Below are 20,707 nucleotides of genomic sequence, written 5' to 3' on the forward strand. Positions count from 1 at the left end.
CTTCTGTATTTTCTCCGCACCCCCCGCACCAACGTCGTAATCCGGACACCCCTCCCCCCAGCCCCACCCCGAACACGGCACAGGACGACCCGGGAACGACCCGGGAACGACAAAGAGCCCGACTCCGAAGAGTCGGGCCCTCTCTGACCTGCATGTCCGCCGACTCAGCGACGCGGCGCCACGCCTGGCCGCTAGACGTTGAAGCGGAACGTTCCGCTCAGAGCTATGACCTGCGAAAGCGTGGTTCTGAAAGTGGCTATACAGCACCAATCCAGCACCGTGCGGGTTCATCCAGCACATCCAGCACGCGCGTCCGCCGCGAGGGCAGGCCGCCCGCCCGCCCGGCATTGTGTACACATGGAACACTCGGTACGCTTGAGCGCATGACGCAGCCACTGCCCATAGAGTCCATCCGCGACGTGCGAGCACACCTGGCGGAGGTAGTGGAGCGCGCAGACCGCGACGACGTGCCCACGGTGATCACTCGCCGAGGCAAGGAAGTCGCCGCCGTCGTCTCCATCGAAGTCCTGCGCAAGTACCAGGAGTGGGAAGAGCGCGAGATCAACCGCATCATCGACGAGCGCATGGCCAACCCGGCACCCGGCATCCCGATCGAGGACATCATGAGGGAGACGCTGGCGCGCAGTGAGTGAGTACCGGACCGTCTTCCGGCCCGAGGCCCAGGCCGAACTCCGGAAGATCCCTCGCGACATGGCACTGCGCATCCTGGCCAAACTGACCGAGCTGGAGACCGACCCTCTCGGCTTCAACACCACTGCGCTCGTATCCCAGCCCGAACGCCGTCGGCTGCGCGTCGGCGACTACCGCGTCGTCTACACGATCGACAACGGGGAGCTGGTGGTCTGGGTCGTCCACGTGGGACACCGGTCCACTGTGTACGAGACCTGATTACCCGCTGACTCCACGTCAGAACATCCAGCACCCATCCAGCACGGTGACGACGAAGGGGTCGGACTCTAAAGAGTCCGACCCCTTCCGAACTGCACGTTTGACTAATCAGATCACGTACAGTATGCAAACGGCTACACGTTGAAGCGGAACTCCACCACGTCGCCGTCCTGCATGACGTACTCCTTGCCCTCCATGCGGGCCTTGCCGGCGGAGCGGGCGTCGGCTACGGAGCCGGTGGTGACGAGGTCGTCGAAGGAGATGACCTCGGCCTTGATGAAGCCCTTCTGGAAGTCGGTGTGGATGACACCGGCGGCCTCGGGGGCGGTGGCGCCCTGCTTGATGGTCCAGGCGCGGGATTCCTTGGGGCCGGCCGTCAGGTAGGTCTGGAGGCCGAGGGTGGCGAAGCCGACGCGGGCGAGGGTGGCGAGGCCGGGCTCTTCGGCGCCGACGGACTGGAGGAGCTCCATGGCGTCCTCCTCGTCGAGCTCGGCGAGGTCCTGCTCCAGCTTGGCGTTGAGGAAGATGGCCTCGGCGGGGGCGACGAGGGCGCTCTGCTCGGCCTTGAAGGCGTCGTCGGTCAGCTCGTCCTCGTCGACGTTGAAGACGTAGAGGAACGGCTTGGTGGTGAGGAGGTGGAGGTCGTGGAGGAGCTCCGCCTTCTCCGAGCCCTGGACGATGCCCTGCGAGAAGAGGGTGTCGCCCTTCTCGAGGATCGCCTGGGCGGCCTCGACGGCGGCGACCTTGGGCGCCGTGTCCTTCTTGATCCGCATCTCCTTCTGGAGGCGCGGCAGGACCTTCTCGATCGTCTGGAGGTCCGCGAGGATCAGCTCGGTGTTGATCGTCTCGATGTCGTCCTTCGGCGAGACCTTGCCGTCGACGTGGACGACGTTCTCGTCCTTGAAGGCGCGGATGACCTGGCAGATCGCGTCCGACTCGCGGATGTTCGCGAGGAACTTGTTGCCGAGGCCCTCGCCCTCGCTCGCGCCGCGCACGATGCCCGCGATGTCGACGAAGTCGACGGTCGCCGGGAGGATGCGCTGGGAGCCGAAGATCTCCGCGAGCTTGGTCAGGCGGGCGTCGGGGACACCGACGACGCCGACGTTGGGCTCGATCGTGGCGAACGGGTAGTTGGCCGCCAGCACGTCGTTCTTGGTCAGGGCGTTGAACAGGGTCGACTTGCCGACATTCGGCAGACCGACGATTCCGATCGTGAGCGACACGGTGGCGACTTCCTGAAGTGAGGACGGGGGGCCGATTCCCCAGTTTACGGGCGGGGAGAACCGGCCAGTGACGCCCACCTTCGGTCGATCTCGGGCGCAACGTCACCCAAAGGGCGTGTCCCGGACCCGGTTCCCGGCCCCATCCGACCTACGTTGGTCGTGTGGAGCAGCACAGGACAAGTCAGCCGCAAGGCCGCCGACGGCCGCAGACCCCCGTCACGCCGCCCCCGGCGCTCGTGGAGGGCGCCGCCGTGTACCGCGTGACCGGCCGGTCCGGGCGGGCCCCCGGTGGCGCCCGGGTGGAGCGGGCCGCCGGGGTGGCGGGCGCCGCCGCAGGCCGCGGTGCCGGGCGGCCGGCCGGGTCCAGGCCCGTGCCGCCCGTCGTCCTCGCCCTGCGCCGGCTGCCCTCGCCCCGTCTGACCGGTCTGGGCGCCGGGCTCTTCGCCTCCGCCGTGATGCTGACGATCGGCTTCCTCGACCTGCTGCTCCTCGACGGCTCCCCCGTCGTCTACGGGCTGCTGTTCCTGCCGGTCAGCGCGCTCACCGCGCTGTGGGTCCGTACGGCCGACCTCGTGACCGCCCCGATCGGCGTCCCGATCGCCTTCGCCGTCGGTGTCGTCCCGATCGCCGGCGGTACGGGCGGGCTCGGCGGCCAGGCCATGGCGGTCGTCACCGCCCTCGCCGTCCACGCGGGCTGGCTCTACGGCGGCACTCTGGTCGCCGGACTCATCGCGAGCTTCCGGAAGGTGCGGGAGATCGGTCGCCGTCATCAGCGCTCCGCCGCGGCCGCCCGGCTCGCCACCGCCTCCCTCGCCCCCGCTCCCGCTCCCGCCCCCGCGGAAGCGCCCCGCGGCCCCCGCCGCCGCCCGGTGCTGTAGCCGGGGCGCGGAGCGGGCGGCCGGGCCCCGCGGGTGGACCGCTGTTCCCCGGCCGGCCCGCGTCAGGCCCAGCGCGTGGACCGCTGTTCCCCGGCCGGCCCGCGCCAGGCCCAGCGCGTGGACCGCTGTTCCCCGGCGCCCGGCGTCAGGCCCCGTGGGCCGCCATCGCCGCGCCGACGATGCCGGCGTTGTTCTGGAGTTCGGCGGGGACGATCTCGGCGCGGATGCCCTCGATGAGGGGGAGGAACTTGTCGGCCTTGCGGCTGACGCCGCCGCCGATGATGAAGAGCTCGGGCGAGAAGAGCATCTCCACGTGGGCGAGGTATTTGTGGAGCCGGCGGGTGGCCCAGTGCTCCCAGCTGAGGTCCTCGTCCTCCTTGGCCTTGGTCGAGGCGCGGGTCTCGGCGTCGTGGCCCTTGAGCTCGAGGTGGCCGAGTTCGGTGTTGGGCACGAGGCGGCCGTCGGTGAAGACGGCGGAGCCGATGCCGGTGCCGAGGGTCAGGAGGATGACGGTGCCCTTGCGGCCGCGGCCGGCGCCGAAGGTCATCTCGGCGATGCCGGCGGCGTCGGCGTCGTTGACGACGGTCACGGGGAGGCCGCCGAGGCGGTCGCCGAGGAGGGTGCCCGCGTCGACGCCGATCCAGGCCTTGTCGACGTTGGCAGCGGTACGGATGGTGGAGCCGGTCACGACTCCGGGGAAGGTGACGCCGACCGGGCCGGTCCAGCCGAAGTTCGCCACGACCTCCGCGACGCAGCCCGCCACACCGTCGGGTGTGGCGGGCTGCGGGGTCAGGACCTTGTGGCGCTCCTCGGTGAGCGCGCCGCGCTCCAGGTCCACGGGGGCGCCCTTGATGCCCGAGCCGCCGATGTCCACTCCGAAGACGTTCATGGACCCACGGTAAGGGCTTCGGCGCGGAGTTACTCCTTGACGGGCGCGGCCGCGGCGAGCTTCTCGGCCTCGGCGCGGAGGTCCTTGTTGCGGAGCTCCTTGGGCAGCGAGAAGGTCAGGGACTCGTCGGCGGTCTTGACGATCTCGACGTCCGCGTAGCCGCGCTCGGCGAGCCACTCCAGGACCTCCTGGACGAGGACGTCCGGGACGGAGGCGCCAGAGGAGAGGCCGACGCTGGTGACGCCCTCGAGCCAGGCCTCGTCGATCTCGCTGGCGAAGTCGACGAGGTACGCGGCGGGGACGCCGGCCTGCTTGGCGACCTCGACCATGCGGATCGAGTTCGAGGAGTTCTTCGAGCCGACGACGATCACGAGCTCGGCCTGGCCGGCGAGCTCCTTGATGGCGATCTGGCGGTTCTGGGTGGCGTAGCAGATGTCGTCGGAGGGCGGGGAGATCAGCTGCGGGAACTTCTCCTTCAGCGCGTCGACCGTCTCCATCGTCTCGTCGACCGAGAGCGTGGTCTGCGAGAGCCAGACGACCCGGGAGGGGTCGCGGACCTCGATCTTGGCGACGTCGCCGGGGCCGTCGACCAGCTGGATGTGGTCGGGGGCCTCGCCGGAGGTGCCGATGACCTCCTCGTGGCCCTCGTGGCCGATGAGGAGGATGTCGAAGTCCTCGTTGGCGAAGCGGACGGCTTCCTTGTGGACCTTGGTGACCAGCGGGCAGGTCGCGTCGATGGTCGCGAGGCGGCCCTGGCGGGCCTCCTCGTGGACCGTCGGGGCGACGCCGTGCGCGGAGAACATCACGATGTTGCCCGGCGGGACCTCGGTCGCCTGGTCGACGAAGATCGCGCCCTTCCGCTCCAGGGTCTGGACGACGTACTTGTTGTGGACGATCTCGTGGCGTACGTAGATCGGGGCCCCGTACTGCTCCAGGGCCTTCTCCACGGCGATCACGGCACGGTCGACGCCCGCGCAGTAGCCACGGGGTGCGGCGAGCAGGACACGCTTCGGGCGGTTCGTCGCGGGCGTTGCAGTCATGCGTCCCATCGTAAGGCCGCGTCGGTGAGCGCTTTGATCGGCGTGGTGGCCGAAACTGTCGCCATGGCCGAGGAAACGCAGGTGGCGGGGGACGGGGAGCACGCCGGTCTTCGACGGAACCTCGGGTTCCGTGACCTGGTCGTCTACGGGTTGCTCTTCATCGCGCCGATGGCCCCGGTGGGCGTCTTCGGCACGCTCGACGCCAAGTCGGACGGGGCCGTCGCACTGGTGTACCTCGTGGCGACGGTCGCCATGGCGTTCACGGCGTTCAGCTACGCGCAGATGGTGCGGGTCGCGCCGCAGGCCGGTTCGGTCTTCACGTACGCCCGGAAGGGCCTCGGGGAAGGGCCGGGATTCGTCGCCGGGTGGATGGCGATGCTCGACTACCTGCTGATCCCGGCCGTGGCGTACCTCTTCGCGGGCATCGCGATGGAGGCGCTGGTCCCCGAGGTCCACCGGTGGGTGTGGACCGGGATCGCCGTGGTCGTCACCACGCTGCTCAACCTGTGGGGCGTACGGGCGGCGGCGCGGGTCGGCTTCGCGGTGCTCGCCATGGAGATCGTCGTCCTGCTGGTGTTCGTCGTGTCGGCGGTGGTGGTGCTCGTACGGGACGGGGCGCGGCGCGACTGGTGGTCGCCGCTCACCGGGGACAGCGGCTTCTCCCTGGCGGCCGTCGTGGGCGCGGTGTCGGTGGCCGTCCTGTCCTATCTGGGCTTCGACGCCATCGCCTCGTTCGCGGAGGAGGTGACCGGCGGCTCGGCGAAGGTGGCGCGGGCGGTGCTGTTCTGCCTGGCCCTGGCGGGCGTGCTCTTCATCGCCCAGTCCTGGCTGGTGGCGCTGCTCGAACCGGTCTCCTCGGCGGAGCTCGCGGCCGATCCGGGGAAGCAGGGCTCGGCGTTCTACGACGCCGTGGACGCGTCCGTCGGCGGCTGGCTGCACGACCTGGTGGCCGTGTCGAAGGCGATCGGCGCGGCCTTCGCGGCGCTCGCCGGCCAGGCGGCCGGCGGACGGCTGCTCTTCGCGATGGGCCGCGAGCGGCGGCTGCCGTACGTGCTCGCCCGTACGGACGGGGGCGTGCCGCGGGTGGCGCTGCTCGTGGCGGCGACGGTGACGATGATCGCGGCGGTGTGGGCGGCCCGGCGGGACGACGGCCTCGACCACCTCGTGTCGGTGGTCGACGTCGGTGCGCTGACGGCGTTCGTACTGCTGCACGCGAGCGTGGTGGGGTGGTTCGCCGTCCGCCGGGCGGAGGGACCGCCGCACGTGCTCAAGCACGTCGTCCTGCCCGTGATCGGCGCGGCGATCCTCGTCGCGGTGATCGTGGAGGCCTCCGTCGCCGCCCAGGTGGTGGGCGTGGTGTGGCTGGGCGTCGGGCTCGTCGTCCTGGCCGTCCAGGGCACGGACCGACGCTCCCCGCGCGCGTGACGCGGCCTTCCGCGCGGTCCTGACGTTGTCGTACCGCGCGGTTACGCTCGGTCCATGGGTCTGAATACGTCCGCCGAAGCACCGCTTCCCGTCGGTGAGGTCTCCCGGCTGATCGGGGGGTGGATCGACCGGCTCGGGGCGATCTGGGTCGAGGGGCAGATCACGCAGCTGTCGCGGCGGCCCGGCGCCGGGGTCGTGTTCCTGACGCTGCGGGATCCCTCGCACGACATCTCCATCGGGGTCACCTGCTACCGCAAGGTCTTCGACGCGGTCGCGGACGTCGTGTCGGAGGGCGCCCGGGTCGTGCTGCACGCGAAGCCCGAGTGGTACGCGCCGCGCGGGCAGCTGTCGCTGCGGGCCGTGGAGATCAAGCCGGTCGGGATCGGCGAGCTGCTCGCCCGCCTGGAGCAGCTGAAGCGGAGCCTGGCGTCCGAGGGGCTGTTCGCGCTCGACCGGAAGAAGCCGCTGCCGTTCCTGCCGCACCGGATCGGACTGGTCTGCGGCCGCGCCTCGGCGGCGGAGCGGGACGTCCTGGAGAACGCGCGGCGGCGCTGGCCGGCCGTCAGCTTCGAGGTGCGGAACGTCGCGGTGCAGGGCGTGAAGGCGGTCCCGCAGGTCATCCAGGCGGTGCGGGAGCTCGACGCGGACGACGAGGTGGACGTGATCGTCGTCGCCCGGGGCGGCGGCAGCGTCGAGGACCTGCTGCCGTTCTCGGACGAGCGGCTCGTCCGCGCGGTGGCCGACTGCCGTACGCCGGTGGTCTCCGCGATCGGCCACGAGCCGGACTCGCCGCTGCTCGACCTGGTGGCGGACCTGCGCGCCTCGACGCCGACGGACGCGGCCAAGAAGGTCGTACCGGACGTCGGGGAGGAGCTGGACCGGGTGCGCGGCCTGCGGGACCGCGCGCTGCGGACCGTACGGGGACTCCTGGACCGGGAGGAGCGAGGTCTGGCGCAGGCGCTCGCGCGGCCCGTCATGGAGCATCCCCAGCGCATGGTCGAGGTCCGCGAGGACGAGGTCGCCGCGTTGCTCGCGCGCAGCCGGCGGGTGCTCGGCCACCTCCTCGACCGGGCGGACTCCGAGCTTTCGCACACCCGGGCGCGGGTCCGGGCGCTGTCGCCGGCCGCCACGATGGAGCGCGGGTACGCGGTGCTCCAGCGGGCGGACGGCACGGTGGTCCGCTCCCCCGAGGAGGTCGCGGAGGGCGACGACCTGCGGGCCCGGGTCGCCGAGGGCGAGTTCGCGGTGCGCCGCGTGGCGGCCGACCCGTCCTGACGGGGATACGGGACGACGGCCCGTCCTGACAGGGATACGGGGACGGCCCCGTCCTGACAGGAATGCGGGGACGACCCGTCCTGACAGGAATGCAGGGATGCAGGGACACGGAGAAAACGGACACGGAGGGTGGAGTTCATGGCAGCCGGTACGGAAGAGGCGGCGCTCGGGTACGAGCAGGCGCGGGACGAGCTGATCGAGGTCGTCCGTCGCCTGGAGGCGGGCGGAACGACCCTGGAGGAGTCCCTGGCGCTCTGGGAGCGCGGCGAGGAGCTGGCCAAGGTGTGCCGGCGGCGGCTGGAGGGGGCGCGGGCCCGGCTCGACGCCTCGCTGGCGGCGGAGCGCGCGGCCGAGGCCGCGGAGGCGGGGGACGGGGACGGGCCCGGGGACGACGAGTAGCCCGGCGGGCGCCCGCTTCGGGCTTGGTTTCACGCCTCGTCTCGGGCTTGGTTTCGGGCTTCTGCGCGGGCTTGGTTTCGGGCTTCGGCGCGGGCTTGGTTTCGGGCTTCGGCGCGGGCTTGGTTTCGGGCTTCGGCGTGGTTCGGCGGCGGATCTGCCGTAGACTCGGCGAAGTGAACCGGATCACTATCCGGATGGATTAGTTGAACTTTCACCAATCTTGGGCGTACTGTCGAGACATCGCTTGAACGTTGTACGAGCGAGTCCCCTTGCAGTCCGGAAGGTACGCAGCATGTCTCTCGCCCTTGACCCCGCCGCCCAGGACCTCCTCTTCCGTGAGGCCCGCACCGCCAACACGTTCACCGACGAGCCGGTGACCGACGAGCAGGTCCAGGCGATCTACGAGCTGGTGAAGTTCGGCCCGACCGCCTTCAACCAGTCCCCGCTGCGCATCACGCTGGTCCGCTCCCCCGAGGCCCGCGAGCGCCTGGTCAAGCACATGGCCGAGGGCAACCAGGCCAAGACCGCCACGGCCCCGCTCGTCGCGATCCTGTCGGCCGACAACGAGTTCCACGAGGAGCTCCCGGCCCTGCTCCCGCACTTCCCGCAGGCCAAGGACATGTTCTTCGCCGAGCGCCCGGTCCGCGAGGGCTCGGCCGCGCTGAACGCCGCCCTGCAGGCCGCGTACTTCATCGTGGGCGTCCGCGCCGCCGGCCTGGCCGCCGGCCCGATGACCGGCCTGGACTTCGCCGGCGTCCAGAAGGAGTTCCTGGACGACGACCACACCCCGCTGATGGTCGTCAACATCGGCAAGCCGGGCGAGGACGCCTGGTTCCCGCGCTCCCCGCGCCTCTCCTTCGACGAGGTCATCACCACCGTCTGAGCGACCACGCGACAGTGGGCCGCAGGCAGGCCGAAGGCTCCGCACTCGACGAGTGCGGGGCCTTTCCCGTGCGTCGGGGGTGAGGTCAGACCTTGTTCGAGCGGAGCGCGCCGGCCATCTCGGCCAGCCGCTCGAAGGAGGCGGTGCCGGTGACCACGGTCGTCGCGCCGCCGTCGGTGCGGACGAGCGCGTCGTACTTCGGGCCCTCCCAGCGCTGCCAGACCTGGCCGGCGACCGTCTCGGTGCGTCCGGTGTTCTTGGCCCGCTGGGTGACGTCCGGCACGTAGGTGTTCGCCGCCGCCGTCGACTGGTGGACCGCCACGTACTGCGTGTCCGGGGAGAGGAAGCCGAGCTGCCACGCGTTGGCGTTCTCGCGCTTGTACGAGACGACCGTCGCCTTCCAGCCGTCGTCGAGACCCTCGGGGGCCAGCACCGGATAGGGCGCCGCCCGCTGGGCCGTGAGGAGCTCGACCCGGTAGTCCTTCGCCTTGACCGGTTCGGATTCCTCGTCATGCGGAATGAAGAGATACATCACGCCCGCGGCGACCAAGATCACCCCGAGGGACTGGAACATCCCGCGTACCGTCTGCCTGCCTCGCATACCTGCCACGCCCCCCATGGTCGCATCACGGTCTCGTGCTCATACGTGGGCCCCTCTGCTCATTTTGTCGACGTACCGATAGAGTCGCAGCACCCTCTTATTTCCGGCCGTCGCCGTACAGAAAGGTGCGTTCCGATGACCGAGCAGCATCATCTGCCGCCCGAGCTTGTCGTCTCTCCCGAGGCTCCCGACCGCAACCTGGCCCTTGAGCTGGTCCGGGTCACCGAGGCCGCCGCCATGGCCGCCGGCCGCTGGGTCGGCCGCGGCGACAAGATCGGCGCGGACGGCGCAGCGGTCAACGCCATGCGGACCCTGATCTCCACCGTCTCGATGGACGGCGTCGTCGTCATCGGCGAGGGGGAGAAGGACGAGGCCCCCATGCTCTTCAACGGCGAGCGGGTCGGCGACGGCACCGGCGCCGAGGTCGACATCGCCGTGGACCCGATCGACGGCACCACGCTCAACGCCAAGGGCATGCCGAACGCCATCGCCGTCCTGGCCGCCGCCGACCGCGGCGCCATGTTCGACCCGTCCGCGGTCTTCTACATGGACAAGCTGGTCACCGGCCCCGAGGCCGCCGACTTCGTCGACATCAACGCCCCCGTCTCGGTCAACATCCGCCGGGTCGCCAAGGCGAAGAACTCCTCGCCCGAGGACATCACGGTCGTCATCCTGGACCGCCCCCGCCACGAGGGCATCGTCAAGGAGATCCGCGAGACCGGGGCCCGGATCAAGTTCATCTCGGACGGCGACGTCGCCGGTTCGATCATGGCCGTCCGCGAGGGCACCGGCGTCGACATGCTCATGGGCATCGGCGGCACGCCCGAGGGCATCATCTCCGCCTGCGCCATCAAGTGCCTCGGCGGTGTCATCCAGGGCAAGCTCTGGCCGAAGGACGACGCCGAGCGGCAGAAGGCCCTCGACGCGGGCCACGACCTCGACCGGGTGCTCTCCACCGACGACCTGGTCCGCGGCGACAACGTCTTCTTCGTCGCGACCGGCATCACCGACGGCGAGCTGCTCCGCGGGGTGCGCTACCGCGCCGAGACGGCGACCACGCAGTCGCTGGTCATGCGCTCGAAGTCCGGCACGATCCGCCAGATCGACTCCACGCACCGGCTCTCGAAGCTGCGCGCGTACAGCAAGATCGACTTCGACCGCGCGAAGTAGCGCACGAAGCAACGCGCGACGTCACGCGCGAAGCGACGCCAGGCAACGCCCGAGGGGGCGCCGACGCGACGCGCGACGCGACACATGACGTGACGCGTGGGGCGCGGCGGACGCGCGCGACGACGGTACGAAGAGGGGCGCCCCCATGTGCGGTGGGGGCGCCCCTTCCCGTACGGGCCCGCGGAGACGCGTCCGCGGTTCCCGTCAGCCGGCCTGGGCGATCGGCTCGGTCGCGGAGGCCTTCCGCAGCTCCACCTCGCGCCGCCGGCGCCGGGCCAGGACGACACGGCGCTCCGCCGCGGTGAGCCCGCCCCACACCCCGTACGGCTCGGGCTGGAGCAGCGCGTGCTCGCGGCACTCGACCATGACGGGACACCGTGCGCAGACGCGCTTGGCCGCCTCCTCGCGGGCCAGCCGTGCGGCGGTCGGCTCCTTCGACGGAGCGAAGAACAGCCCGGCTTCGTCCCGGCGGCACACCGCCTCCGCGTGCCAAGGGCCTGCCTCGTCCTCCCGGGTGGGCGTGGTGCGCTGAGGGGGGACGGCGGCGACCTGGAGGGGCTGATGCGGCAAGTGCAGCACGGTCTACTCCTGACGACGGCTTCGCGAGCGAGCGGCGATGCACCAGCCCTACCCGCTGTGCGCGTGCCTATGCACTGCGTGCCGCGCCGTTCCGCACTGCGGAGAGCCGTGGGCGGATTCCGGTCATCGCGCGGATGTCGCGCCGTCCGTCGGGCCCGGCGTCAGTGGCCGAGGTGTTTGCGCAGCTTGTCCTGGAGGTCGGTGATCCACTTGCCGCGCTTGGGTCTGGCCTCGACGTTCCCGAAGACCGAGTAGCCGTTGATGACGACGACGGGGGCCTGCGGGTCCACGCCTTCCAGGGTCACGACCTCGAAGTTGCCGAAGACGCCGCTGCCGCTGCCGCGCAGGCTGATGTTCTCCGGGACGCGGACCTCGACGTTGCCGAAGATCGAGGTGGCGTTGATGGTGGTGAGCCGCTGGGCGAAGATCGCCTCGGTGAGGTCGACCTCGATGTTCCCGAAGAGCGCGAAGGCGTTCGTCCGGCGGCTCACCCGCCAGCGCCCCCTGCGGGTGGTGCTGGAGAAGATCGCGATGAGGTTGTCGGCGGGGCCCTCGGAGTCGTCGGCTGCCCATGCGTAGGCCGGCTCGGGCTCCGTGCGCGTCCGGGCGGACGGCAGGTCGCGGACGATCGGCTCCAGCTCCCCGACGGTCTTGGCCCGGTAGACCGCGTCGATCCGGTCCGAGTGCTCCTCGGGGTCGAGCCGTCCCTCGGCCAGGGCGTCCCTGAGGATGTCCGCGATCCGGTCCCGGTCCGCGTCCGAGGCCCGCAACGCGCCCTGCGGGTCGGCGAAGGCGGCCTCCGCGGGGGCGGTCTCGGCGGGGTCGGCCGACCGCTGCGGCTGCGGCTGCTTCTCGGGTTCGGGCTGCTTTTCGAGGTCCACGGTGCCAGCCTAGCGAAACGCGATAGATCGCGACCAGGGGGCGGGGCCGGAGCTGTGGACGAAAGGCTCCGAGCGCCCGTACACCCCCAAGTGAGCCTTACCTCACAGGATCGGCGCGCCGCCCGCGCTCTACGCTGGAGGGCGCGCGGCCAATGGAGGCGGCGCTGCTGTCTGCCGAGTGAGGAATGGCCGCCGTCATGCCAGAGTTTGCGTACTCCGATCTGCTCCCGCTGGGAGAGGACACCACGCCCTACCGCCTGGTGACCTCCGAAGGTGTCTCCACCTTCGAGGCCGACGGCCGTACGTTCCTCAAGGTCGAGCCCGAGGCCCTGCGGCAGCTGGCCGCCGAGGCGATCCACGACATCCAGCACTTCCTGCGCCCGGCCCACCTGGCGCAGCTGCGGCGGATCATCGACGACCCCGAGGCCTCGTCGAACGACAAGTTCGTCGCGCTGGACCTGCTCAAGAACGCGAACATCGCCGCCGCGGGCGTCCTGCCGATGTGCCAGGACACGGGCACCGCGATCGTGATGGGCAAGCGCGGCCAGAACGTGCTGACCTCCGGCCGCGACGAGGAGGCCCTGTCCAAGGGCATCTACGACGCGTACACCAAGCTGAACCTGCGGTACTCGCAGATGGCGCCGGTGACCATGTGGGAGGAGAAGAACACCGGCTCGAACCTGCCGGCGCAGATCGAGCTGTACGCGACGGACGGCGGCGCGTACAAGTTCCTCTTCATGGCCAAGGGCGGCGGCTCGGCCAACAAGTCCTTCCTCTACCAGGAGACGAAGGCCGTCCTCAACGAGGCGAGCATGATGAAGTTCCTGGAGGAGAAGATCCGCTCGCTCGGCACGGCCGCCTGCCCGCCGTACCACCTGGCGATCGTCGTCGGCGGCACGTCGGCCGAGTTCGCGCTCAAGACCGCGAAGTACGCCTCCGCGCACTACCTGGACGAGCTGCCCGCCGAGGGCTCGGCCGAGACCGGCCACGGCTTCCGCGACAAGGAGCTGGAGGAGAAGGTCTTCGAGCTGACGCAGAGGATCGGCATCGGCGCGCAGTTCGGCGGCAAGTACTTCTGCCACGACGTCCGTGTCGTCCGCCTCCCCCGCCACGGCGCGTCGCTGCCCGTCGCCATCGCCGTGTCCTGCTCGGCCGACCGCCAGGCCGTCGCGAAGATCACCGCCGAGGGCGTCTTCCTGGAGCAGCTGGAGACCGACCCGGCGCGCTTCCTGCCGGACACCACCGACGAGCACCTGTCGGAGGAGGCCGACGTCGTCACCATCGACCTGAACCAGCCGATGGACGACATCCTCGCCGAGCTGACGAAGTACCCGGTCAAGACCCGGCTGTCCCTCAACGGTCCGCTGGTCGTGGCGCGCGACATCGCGCACGCCAAGATCAAGGAGCGTCTGGACGCGGGCGAGGAGATGCCGCAGTACCTGAAGGACCACCCGGTCTACTACGCGGGTCCCGCGAAGACCCCCGAGGGGTACGCCTCCGGTTCCTTCGGTCCGACGACGGCCGGCCGCATGGACTCGTACGTGGAGCAGTTCCAGGCCGCGGGCGGCTCGAAGGTGATGCTGGCCAAGGGCAACCGTTCCGGTCAGGTCACCGCCGCGTGCGGCGCGCACGGCGGCTTCTACCTGGGCTCGATCGGCGGCCCCGCGGCCCGCCTCGCGCAGGACTGCATCAAGAAGGTCGAGGTCGTCGAGTACGAGGAGCTCGGCATGGAGGCGGTCTGGAAGATCGAGGTCGAGGACTTCCCGGCGTTCATCGTCGTGGACGACAAGGGCAACGACTTCTTCCAGAACCCGGCGCCCGAGCCGACGTTCACGCACATCCCGGTGCGGGGTCCCGGCCTCGGCTGATCCCCCGACGCCCGCGCGAAGCCCTCGTCCCCCCGGGAGACGGGGGCTTCGGCGTCTCGGCCCCCGCGCCCGTCCGGCGTCGATCTCCGCTCAGAAAGTGGCTACCGACCGGTAGCCCTCCCGTCGCCTACTGGTCAGTATGGGTCGCGAGCATGTCAACCACTGAGCCGGTCGACCCTCGGGAGCCCCCCATGCCCTCCGCCAAAGCCACCGCCGCCGCCACCCTCGGCCTGGCAGCCGTCCTCGTGGTCGGGCCCGCGCCCGCGGCCTCGGCGGCCGACCCCGACACCCACGTGACGTCGGCCGCGGCCCTCGCGGACGTCGACTACGGGACCTGGCGCCGCGATGTGGCGGCCGTCGTCGCCGAGGCCCGCCCGTACATCGAGAAGCGCTCCGAGGACGCCGGCCGGGAGAAGCAGGCCATCGTCCTCGACATCGACAACAGCTCCCTGGAGACGGACTTCCACCCGTTCTGGGAGCTGCCGACCCCGGCCATCGCGGACGTGCGCTCCCTCGTCACGGAGGCCCACGCGCGCGGGGTGGCGGTCTTCTTCGTGACCGCACGGCCCGGTATCATCCAGTCGCTGACCGACTGGAACCTGAGGAAGTCGGGGTACCCGGTCGACGGCCTGTACGTGCGGAACCTGCCCGACCTGTTCGCGGAGGTCGGCTCGTACAAGACCGCGAAGCGCGCGGAGATCGAGGCGAAGGGCTACAAGATCATCGCGAACATCGGCAACAACACCACCGACCTCGTCGGCGGCCACGCCGAGCGCGCCTTCAAGCTCCCGGACTACGGCGGCAAGCTGTCCTGACGGACGCCTCCGCGAGGCACGGCACTAGCGGACGTTGATGTGGAAATCCATCTGTTCGTAGTCGCCGCTCGGGGTGCTCCGCACGTAGCCGCGGGCGTTCTTGAAGTCACCGGTTCCGCCGGTGATGGCGACGTCGTAGGCGGCGGGCGCCTCGGCCGAGGTGTCGAAGGTGACGAGGGCCTGGGCGGTGAGCTGTCCGCCCGGTCCGCCGTTCAGGACGAAGGTGCCGACGCAGTTCACGTCGGCCTGGTCGCCCTGGACGCGTACGACGGCGCAGATGACTCCGTCGCGGCCGACCTTGTCGCCGCCCTTGGTCTTGTACAGGTCGTCGGCGACGGTGAAGGTGTCGCCGACCTTGGGCGGCGGGCCGCTCTCGTCGGTTCCCTCGCCGGGGACCTCCTTGGCGTAGAGCGTGAACTCGAACCCGTCGCCGTTGTCGGCGTGGACCGGAGCGGCGGCGGCGCCGAACGCGACGGCAGCGACCGTACAGGCGCCGAGCGCGCCGATCCTCCTGAAGGTGCGGGTCATGTCCTGCCTCCCAGCGGGATGGGGGTCCCCCCTCGGCATGCTTCACATTGTCCGACGGTCGCCGTGCGTTCGCCCGTCCGGGCGAATCCCCGCGCCCCGGGTCGGCGATCATGGCGGCATGCGAGAGAGAGCACTTCCGATACGCGCGGCGGTCCCCGTCGCCCTTGCGGCGGCCGGGCTGCTGCTGACCGGCTGCGGTACGACTCCGGCGCCCGTGGCCCCGGCGGGCACCGCCGCGCCGAAGGCCGGGGCCCCGGAGGCCGGGGTCCCGAAGGCCGCCGCCACCCTGGGCGGGCCGGGGACGGCCTGCGCGCTGCCCGTCGCGTTCGCGCTGGCGGAGCGGTGGGAGCCGGAGGCCATCGACGATCCGGAGAACCCCGAGTTCGCGGCGCTGACGCGGCAGGGTCCCGCGGTCGTCCGCTGCGAGGTGGACGCCAAGGGGGCCGGGCACGTGGGCTACCTCCGGATCTGGACGGCGGGCAAGGGCCCCGCGCGGGCCGCGCTCGAAGGCTTCGTGAAGGCCGAGCGGAAGACCTCGAAGGTCGCCTACCGGGAGACCGGGGCGGGTTCGCTGCCGGCCACCGAGGTGACGTACACCGTGTCGAACGAGCTGATGGAGGAGTCGAAGGAGGAGCGGGCCTTCGCCGTCTCCACCCCGAAGGGGGTCGTCATCGTCCACCTCGGCGGGCTCGACACCGACGAGCACCGGGCGATGATCCCGGCGTACGAGCTGGCGAAGTCCACCCTGAAGGCGCTCTGACCGCTCCCGCCCCGGATTCCCCGGATCCCGTGGATCCCGTGGGTGCGTGAAGCGCCCGAGCGCTTCGCACGGGACCGTGGCCCCCGCCCCGCACCGGACGGGGGCCACGGCCGCTCCGGGGCCCTAGACGAACCGCTGGTTCGCGGAGCCGTTGCAGCTCTGGAGCCTGACCGGCTCCTTCGCCGCGCCCTGGGTGAGGCAGAGGCCGGTCGCGGCGGCGGGGCGGACGGTGGCGCCGTCGCGGACGAACCTCTGGTTGGCGGCGCCGCTGCAGTTCCAGACGATGAGCGCCTTGCCGGCCTGGTAGGCGGCGCCCGGCACGTCCAGGCAGCGGTCCTGGGTGAGCTGGGTGTGGAGGGTCTGCCGGGCGGAGTCGTACCACCAGCCCTGGTTGCGGCCGCCGTGGCAGTCCCAGCCGAGGACGGCGGTCCCGTTGGCGGACTCGGACGCGTTGACGTCCAGGCAGTTGCCGGTCGCCTGGTTCGTGAGCGGCCGGTAGGCGTCGTCCCAGGCGACCGGGAAGAGCGTGGGAGTGCCCGAGGAGTTGACGTCGGCGCAGCTCGCCTCGCGCTGACCGGAGTTGTAGATCTGCGTCAGGCAGGACGCGAAGGCGGCGTGGCCGCTCTTGTTCGGGTGGAAGGACTGCCGGACGGAGTTCTCGTCGATGCCGCCGGGCTTGGAGAGGTCGATGTAGAGGCCCCGGGCCCAGGTGTCCTCCATGCAGACCTCGTGGCCGTGGAAGAGCCGCGAGTTGTCGAGGAAGACGGCCCCGGTGGAGGCGGCGGCCTTGCGCATGCCGCGCTCGAAGGCCGGGACGGCGGTGTTGCGGCCCCACTTGGTGTCGGAGTCGTAGCCCATGCCGCCGCAGATCAGCTTGCCGGGGAAGTTCGGGTTGTCGTTGAAGTCGGGGCCGATCGGGCTGGGGTAGCCCATGACGACGAGCTTGTAGTCGCCGTCGGCGTATCCGGCGTCGCGCATGACGGTCTTCAGGTCGCGCACGGTCTGCTCGACCTTGGGGACGAGCGCGTCCACGCGGGCCTGCCAGCCGGGGGCGTACTTGGGCTCGCAGGTGCCCTGGCTGAGCACGTAGCGCTGGACGCAGTCGGTCATGACCGGCCCGAACTGCAGGTCGTCGTTGGCTCCGGCGACGAGCAGGACCATCTTGATCCGGGTGTTGCGGGCCTTGATCGCGAGGTTGTCGCTCTGGACCAGCTCGTCGGCGTACTGCTTGGAGCCGCCGATCCGGATGTTGCCGGTGTACGCGCCGGAACAGGCCACGTTGAAGGTGAGGTCCGCGGGGATCCCGGTGCGGTGGATGGCGGCGTCGGGCGAGCGGTGGCACCAGTTGGTGGGGCCGTTGGTGGGGGATTCGTAGGTGCCGACGCCCTCGCCGGAGATCTCGCTGTCGCCGAGCGAGATCAGGCCGGTCCGGCGCTCGGCGAGCGGGCGCTCGGCCGGGTCGCCGTAGATCCGGGTGGCCTCGGCGGCACGGATCGCCTCCAGCTCGGGGGAGAGCGGCGTGGAGGTGATTCCGACCGTGGTGCTCGTGTCGGCCGCGCCGGCGGGGGCCGCGGCGGTCATGCTGCCGAGGGCCGCCGCGGCGGCGGCGACGGCGGCGACGGGCCAGCGGAGTCTGTACCTGGTGCGCTTCATTGCGCCTCCTGGAAGTGGGGTTACCCACGGTTTTTACTGGCCGGTACGCGCCTTGGGAATAGATCGAACAAGACAAGTGCTCATCTTTTTCGGGGGGTTGGGAGTCGCCCCCCGCAGAGCACAGCCAGGAGGTTGGGAAAATGAAGGACGCCGAGGACTACCGGATCGAGCACGACTCCATGGGCGAGGTACGCGTCCCCGCCCACGCCAAGTGGCGGGCCCAGACCCAGCGGGCGGTGGAGAACTTCCCGATCTCGGGCCAGCGGCTGGAGCGCACCCACATCGAGGCCCTGGCCCGGATCAAGGCCGCCGCGGCCAAGGTGAACGCCGCGCTCGGCGTCATCGACGGGGACCGCGCCGAGGCCATCGCCTCGGCCGCCGACGAGGTCGCCGAAGGCCGCTGGGACGAGCACTTCCCCGTGGACGTCTTCCAGACCGGCTCGGGCACCTCCTCCAACATGAACGCCAACGAGGTCATCGCCACCCTCGCCACCGAGCGGCTCCCCGAGGGCCGCGAGGTCCACCCCAACGACCACGTCAACGCCTCGCAGTCGTCCAACGACGTCTTCCCGTCCTCCATCCACATCGCGGCCACCGCCGCCGTCACCCACGACCTGATCCCCGCCCTCGACCATCTGGCCGCCGCCCTGGAGCGAAAATCGGCCGAATTCGCGACGGTGGTGAAGTCCGGCCGCACCCACCTGATGGACGCCACCCCGGTCACCCTCGGCCAGGAGTTCGGCGGGTACGCGGCCCAGGTCAGGTACGGCGCCGAGCGACTGCGCACCGCGCTCCCCCGGCTCGCCGAACTCCCCCTCGGCGGCACGGCGGTCGGCACCGGCATCAACACCCCGGCCGGTTTCTCGGCCGCCGTCATCGCGGAGGTCGCCCGCGCGACCGGCCTGCCGCTGACCGAGGCCCGCGACCACTTCGAGGCGCAGGGCGCCCGGGACGGCCTGGTCGAGACGTCCGGGCAGCTCCGGACCCTCGCCGTCTCCCTCACCAAGATCGCCAACGATCTGCGCTGGATGGCCAGCGGCCCGCGCACCGGCCTCGCCGAGATCAACCTCCCCGACCTCCAGCCCGGTTCGTCGATCATGCCGGGCAAGGTGAACCCGGTGATCCCCGAGGCGGTCCTCATGGTCGCCGCGCAGGTGACCGGAAACGACACCACGGTCGCGGTGGCAGGCGCCGCCGGGAACTTCGAGCTCAACGTGATGCTTCCGGTCATGGCCAAGAACCTCCTGGAGTCCGTACGGCTGCTCGCCAACGCCTCCCGGCTGCTCGCCGACCGCACGGTCGACGGCATCACCGCCAACGCCGAGCGCGCCCGCGAGTACGCCGAGTCCTCGCCGTCCGTGGTCACCCCGCTGAACAAGTACATCGGGTACGAGGAGGCCGCCAAGGTCGCCAAGAAGTCCCTCGCCGAGCGGAAGACCATCCGCGAGGTCGTCATCGAGTCCGGCTACGTCGAGCGGGGCGACCTCACGGTCGAGCAGCTGGACGAGGCGCTCGACGTGCTGCGGATGACGCGCCCGTAGCCGGAGCGCTCCGGCACCCCGCGGGCCCCCCGCCCGTGGCCCGGAGCCCGCGACACCCCCGCCGACCCCCCGCCCGTGGCCCGGAGCCCCCGACACCCCCGCCGAGCCGCCCGCACCCCCGCCGGCCCGCCCGCGACCGGCCGGCGGGCGGCTGACTCATCCGTGACCCGTACCGCAGCGGTCGTGGGAGCGCGCCCCTAAGATCTGCGCATGACAGGATCGGGCGGCTCTCAGCACTGGGCGCCGGGGGATCACATCCTCTGGCGCTACCGCGGCAACGGCACCGGCGAGGTGCACATCTGCCGGCCGGTGACCGTCGTCCAGGACACGCCCGAGCTGCTCGCGGTCTGGATGGCGCCCGGCACCGAATGCGTACGCCCCGTGCTCGCCGACGGCACCGCGGTGCACGAGGAGCCGCTCGCCACCCGCTACACGGCGCCGCGCACCACGGAACGCGCGCGCTGGTTCGGCAGCGGGGTGCTGAAGCTGGCGCGGCCCGGCGAGCCGTGGTCGGTGTGGCTGTTCTGGGAGCGGGGCTGGCGCTTCCGCAGCTGGTACGTGAACCTGGAGGAGCCGCGGGTCCGTTGGTCCGGCGGCTTCGACTCCGAGGACCACTTCCTCGACATCTCCGTCTATCCCGACCGCAGCTGGCTGTGGCGGGACGAGGACGAGTTCGCGCAGGCCCAGCGGTCCGGCCTGATGGGTCCCGAGCAGGCGGCACGGGTAAGGGCCGCCGGGCAGCGGGCGGTGGAGCGGATCCGCGAGTGGGGCGCGCCGTTCGCGGACGGCTGGGAGGACTGGCGGCCCGATCCGGAGTGGAAGGTTCCGGAGCTGCCGGCCGACTGGGACCGCACTCCGGCGCACACGGCGCCGTGAGACCCTTGATGCGCCCCCGGGGTTCAAACGTAGGATCGTCCTCCGCACGGCACAAGCGCATCGAACAGCCCGTCGCACCGACCGAACAGCACGTCAACGACTCAGTACGGCGCAGGACCTGACCACAAGTCATCCACGAGGGGGAGAACAGTGCCGGACGTGTGCCCGGGTGTTCCGGCCCCTGCCGCTGCCGCGACTCGCGGAGCGTCCACATCCGCTGCATACGAGGGGTTTACCCCCGCCGAAGGCGCGGCATCGGCGAGAAGAGCGAGTGCATCGCACCACCGGCCCGGACGGACGGAACCCCACGCGTGACGGAGCATCCCACCTCCCACGAAGGCCGGCAGCCCCTGGCTGCCCGGCCGCAGGAACGCGCGCGCCCTCGCCAGGAGGCGGCGGCCGGCCTGCCCTCCGACGTGCCCGCACAGCCGGGCGGACCGGCGGGCCGGACGGCCCCCGGTACGGACACACCGGCGGCGCCCGGCCGGACGGCGACGCCCGGCCAGGCCGCGAC

Annotated in this window: 22 protein-coding genes; 14 read left to right on the top strand and 8 right to left on the bottom strand. The window is 71.2% G+C overall.

Annotation, left to right across the window (positions count from 1 at the left end; translation table 11 throughout):
* The first annotated feature begins 383 nt into the window (after nt 1-383).
* Together MRBLMG1_RS09305 and MRBLMG1_RS09310 are read left to right on the top strand one after the other, a co-directional pair.
* On the top strand, nt 384-653 hold the full coding sequence (locus MRBLMG1_RS09305; protein WP_007266282.1) for a type II toxin-antitoxin system Phd/YefM family antitoxin: 270 nt from the start codon (nt 384-386) through the stop codon (nt 651-653).
* Nucleotides 646-909: a type II toxin-antitoxin system RelE family toxin gene (locus tag MRBLMG1_RS09310; protein WP_054221840.1), complete on the top strand. Its 264-nt coding sequence runs from the start codon at nt 646-648 to the stop codon at nt 907-909. Before MRBLMG1_RS09305 ends, MRBLMG1_RS09310 begins: the two co-directional genes overlap by 8 nt.
* Before the next feature lie 134 nt (nt 910-1,043).
* Here the strand turns inward: MRBLMG1_RS09310 and ychF are convergent, their stop codons facing one another.
* Nucleotides 1,044-2,132: a redox-regulated ATPase YchF gene (gene ychF, locus MRBLMG1_RS09315; protein WP_367822590.1), complete on the bottom strand. Its 1,089-nt coding sequence runs from the start codon at nt 2,130-2,132 to the stop codon at nt 1,044-1,046.
* A 161-nt stretch (nt 2,133-2,293) separates the two neighbouring features.
* On the opposite strand from ychF, the gene MRBLMG1_RS09320 reads away from it, so the two are divergent.
* Nucleotides 2,294-3,010, top strand: a complete 717-nt coding sequence (locus MRBLMG1_RS09320) for a DUF6542 domain-containing protein (RefSeq protein ID WP_367822592.1) — start codon at nt 2,294-2,296, stop codon at nt 3,008-3,010.
* 145 nt (nt 3,011-3,155) lie between these two features.
* Here MRBLMG1_RS09320 and ppgK read toward each other — a convergent pair whose 3' ends face one another.
* Nucleotides 3,156-3,899 (bottom strand): polyphosphate--glucose phosphotransferase, encoded by a 744-nt coding sequence (gene ppgK / locus MRBLMG1_RS09325; RefSeq protein WP_367822594.1) that lies wholly within the window; start codon nt 3,897-3,899, stop codon nt 3,156-3,158.
* 29 nt (nt 3,900-3,928) lie between these two features.
* Nucleotides 3,929-4,948: a 4-hydroxy-3-methylbut-2-enyl diphosphate reductase gene (locus MRBLMG1_RS09330; protein WP_367822595.1), complete on the bottom strand. Its 1,020-nt coding sequence runs from the start codon at nt 4,946-4,948 to the stop codon at nt 3,929-3,931.
* A gap of 54 nt (nt 4,949-5,002) precedes the next feature.
* Between MRBLMG1_RS09330 and MRBLMG1_RS09335 the strand changes: the two genes are divergently transcribed.
* The 4 genes from MRBLMG1_RS09335 (at nt 5,003) to MRBLMG1_RS09350 (ending at nt 8,921) form a co-directional block, all read left to right on the top strand.
* On the top strand, nt 5,003-6,364 hold the full coding sequence (locus MRBLMG1_RS09335) for an APC family permease (protein WP_367822597.1): 1,362 nt from the start codon (nt 5,003-5,005) through the stop codon (nt 6,362-6,364).
* 54 nt (nt 6,365-6,418) lie between these two features.
* Nucleotides 6,419-7,639 (top strand): exodeoxyribonuclease VII large subunit, encoded by a 1,221-nt coding sequence (gene xseA, locus MRBLMG1_RS09340; protein ID WP_367822599.1) that lies wholly within the window; start codon nt 6,419-6,421, stop codon nt 7,637-7,639.
* A gap of 138 nt (nt 7,640-7,777) precedes the next feature.
* A complete protein-coding gene (locus MRBLMG1_RS09345) occupies nt 7,778-8,038 on the top strand; it encodes an exodeoxyribonuclease VII small subunit (RefSeq protein WP_367822601.1) in 261 nt (86 codons plus the stop codon).
* 292 nt (nt 8,039-8,330) lie between these two features.
* Complete coding sequence (locus MRBLMG1_RS09350; protein ID WP_367822603.1) at nt 8,331-8,921, top strand: malonic semialdehyde reductase; 591 nt, start codon at nt 8,331-8,333, stop codon at nt 8,919-8,921.
* A gap of 85 nt (nt 8,922-9,006) precedes the next feature.
* On the opposite strand, the gene MRBLMG1_RS09355 is transcribed toward MRBLMG1_RS09350, so the two are convergent.
* Entirely contained in the window at nt 9,007-9,540 is a 534-nt protein-coding gene (locus MRBLMG1_RS09355) for a DUF4245 domain-containing protein (protein ID WP_367822605.1), read from the bottom strand.
* Nucleotides 9,541-9,657: 117 nt separating this feature from the next.
* Between MRBLMG1_RS09355 and glpX the strand changes: the two genes are divergently transcribed.
* Nucleotides 9,658-10,692, top strand: coding sequence for a class II fructose-bisphosphatase (gene glpX, locus MRBLMG1_RS09360; protein WP_367822607.1), 1,035 nt, complete (start codon nt 9,658-9,660; stop codon nt 10,690-10,692).
* A 204-nt stretch (nt 10,693-10,896) separates the two neighbouring features.
* Here glpX and MRBLMG1_RS09365 read toward each other — a convergent pair whose 3' ends face one another.
* Nucleotides 10,897-11,271, bottom strand: a complete 375-nt coding sequence (locus MRBLMG1_RS09365; RefSeq protein WP_367822608.1) for a WhiB family transcriptional regulator — start codon at nt 11,269-11,271, stop codon at nt 10,897-10,899.
* A gap of 161 nt (nt 11,272-11,432) precedes the next feature.
* On the bottom strand, nt 11,433-12,152 hold the full coding sequence (locus MRBLMG1_RS09370) for a DUF1707 SHOCT-like domain-containing protein (RefSeq protein ID WP_367822610.1): 720 nt from the start codon (nt 12,150-12,152) through the stop codon (nt 11,433-11,435).
* A gap of 197 nt (nt 12,153-12,349) precedes the next feature.
* Between MRBLMG1_RS09370 and MRBLMG1_RS09375 the strand changes: the two genes are divergently transcribed.
* Both MRBLMG1_RS09375 and MRBLMG1_RS09380 read left to right on the top strand, forming a co-directional pair.
* A complete protein-coding gene (locus MRBLMG1_RS09375; protein ID WP_367822612.1) occupies nt 12,350-14,020 on the top strand; it encodes a fumarate hydratase in 1,671 nt (556 codons plus the stop codon).
* A 191-nt stretch (nt 14,021-14,211) separates the two neighbouring features.
* Nucleotides 14,212-14,835: an HAD family acid phosphatase gene (locus tag MRBLMG1_RS09380; RefSeq protein WP_367822614.1), complete on the top strand. Its 624-nt coding sequence runs from the start codon at nt 14,212-14,214 to the stop codon at nt 14,833-14,835.
* A gap of 24 nt (nt 14,836-14,859) precedes the next feature.
* Here MRBLMG1_RS09380 and MRBLMG1_RS09385 read toward each other — a convergent pair whose 3' ends face one another.
* On the bottom strand, nt 14,860-15,363 hold the full coding sequence (locus MRBLMG1_RS09385) for a dirigent protein (protein WP_367822616.1): 504 nt from the start codon (nt 15,361-15,363) through the stop codon (nt 14,860-14,862).
* A 118-nt stretch (nt 15,364-15,481) separates the two neighbouring features.
* On the opposite strand from MRBLMG1_RS09385, the gene MRBLMG1_RS09390 reads away from it, so the two are divergent.
* Complete coding sequence (locus MRBLMG1_RS09390; RefSeq protein WP_367822618.1) at nt 15,482-16,123, top strand: lipoprotein; 642 nt, start codon at nt 15,482-15,484, stop codon at nt 16,121-16,123.
* Nucleotides 16,124-16,246: 123 nt separating this feature from the next.
* Here the strand turns inward: MRBLMG1_RS09390 and MRBLMG1_RS09395 are convergent, their stop codons facing one another.
* A complete protein-coding gene (locus MRBLMG1_RS09395) occupies nt 16,247-17,776 on the bottom strand; it encodes a ricin-type beta-trefoil lectin domain protein (RefSeq protein WP_367822620.1) in 1,530 nt (509 codons plus the stop codon).
* Between the two features lie 140 nt (nt 17,777-17,916).
* Between MRBLMG1_RS09395 and MRBLMG1_RS09400 the strand changes: the two genes are divergently transcribed.
* The 3 genes from MRBLMG1_RS09400 to MRBLMG1_RS09410 all read left to right on the top strand — a co-directional run.
* The gene (locus MRBLMG1_RS09400) at nt 17,917-19,317 is read left to right on the top strand and encodes a class II fumarate hydratase (protein WP_367822622.1); all 1,401 of its coding nucleotides are present in this window, start codon (nt 17,917-17,919) and stop codon (nt 19,315-19,317) included.
* 210 nt (nt 19,318-19,527) lie between these two features.
* Nucleotides 19,528-20,193 carry a cytidylyl-2-hydroxypropylphosphonate hydrolase gene (fomD, locus tag MRBLMG1_RS09405; RefSeq protein WP_367822624.1) on the top strand — a complete coding sequence of 222 codons (666 nt, stop codon included), beginning with the start codon at nt 19,528-19,530 and terminating at the stop codon, nt 20,191-20,193.
* Between the two features lie 311 nt (nt 20,194-20,504).
* On the top strand, nt 20,505-20,707 hold a 203-nt coding region (locus MRBLMG1_RS09410; RefSeq protein ID WP_367822626.1), incomplete at its 3' end, for a hypothetical protein.

Origin of the sequence: Streptomyces sp. LMG1-1-1.1 (assembly GCF_040815545.1) — a bacterium.
Taxonomy (GTDB): Bacteria; Actinomycetota; Actinomycetes; order Streptomycetales; family Streptomycetaceae; genus Streptomyces.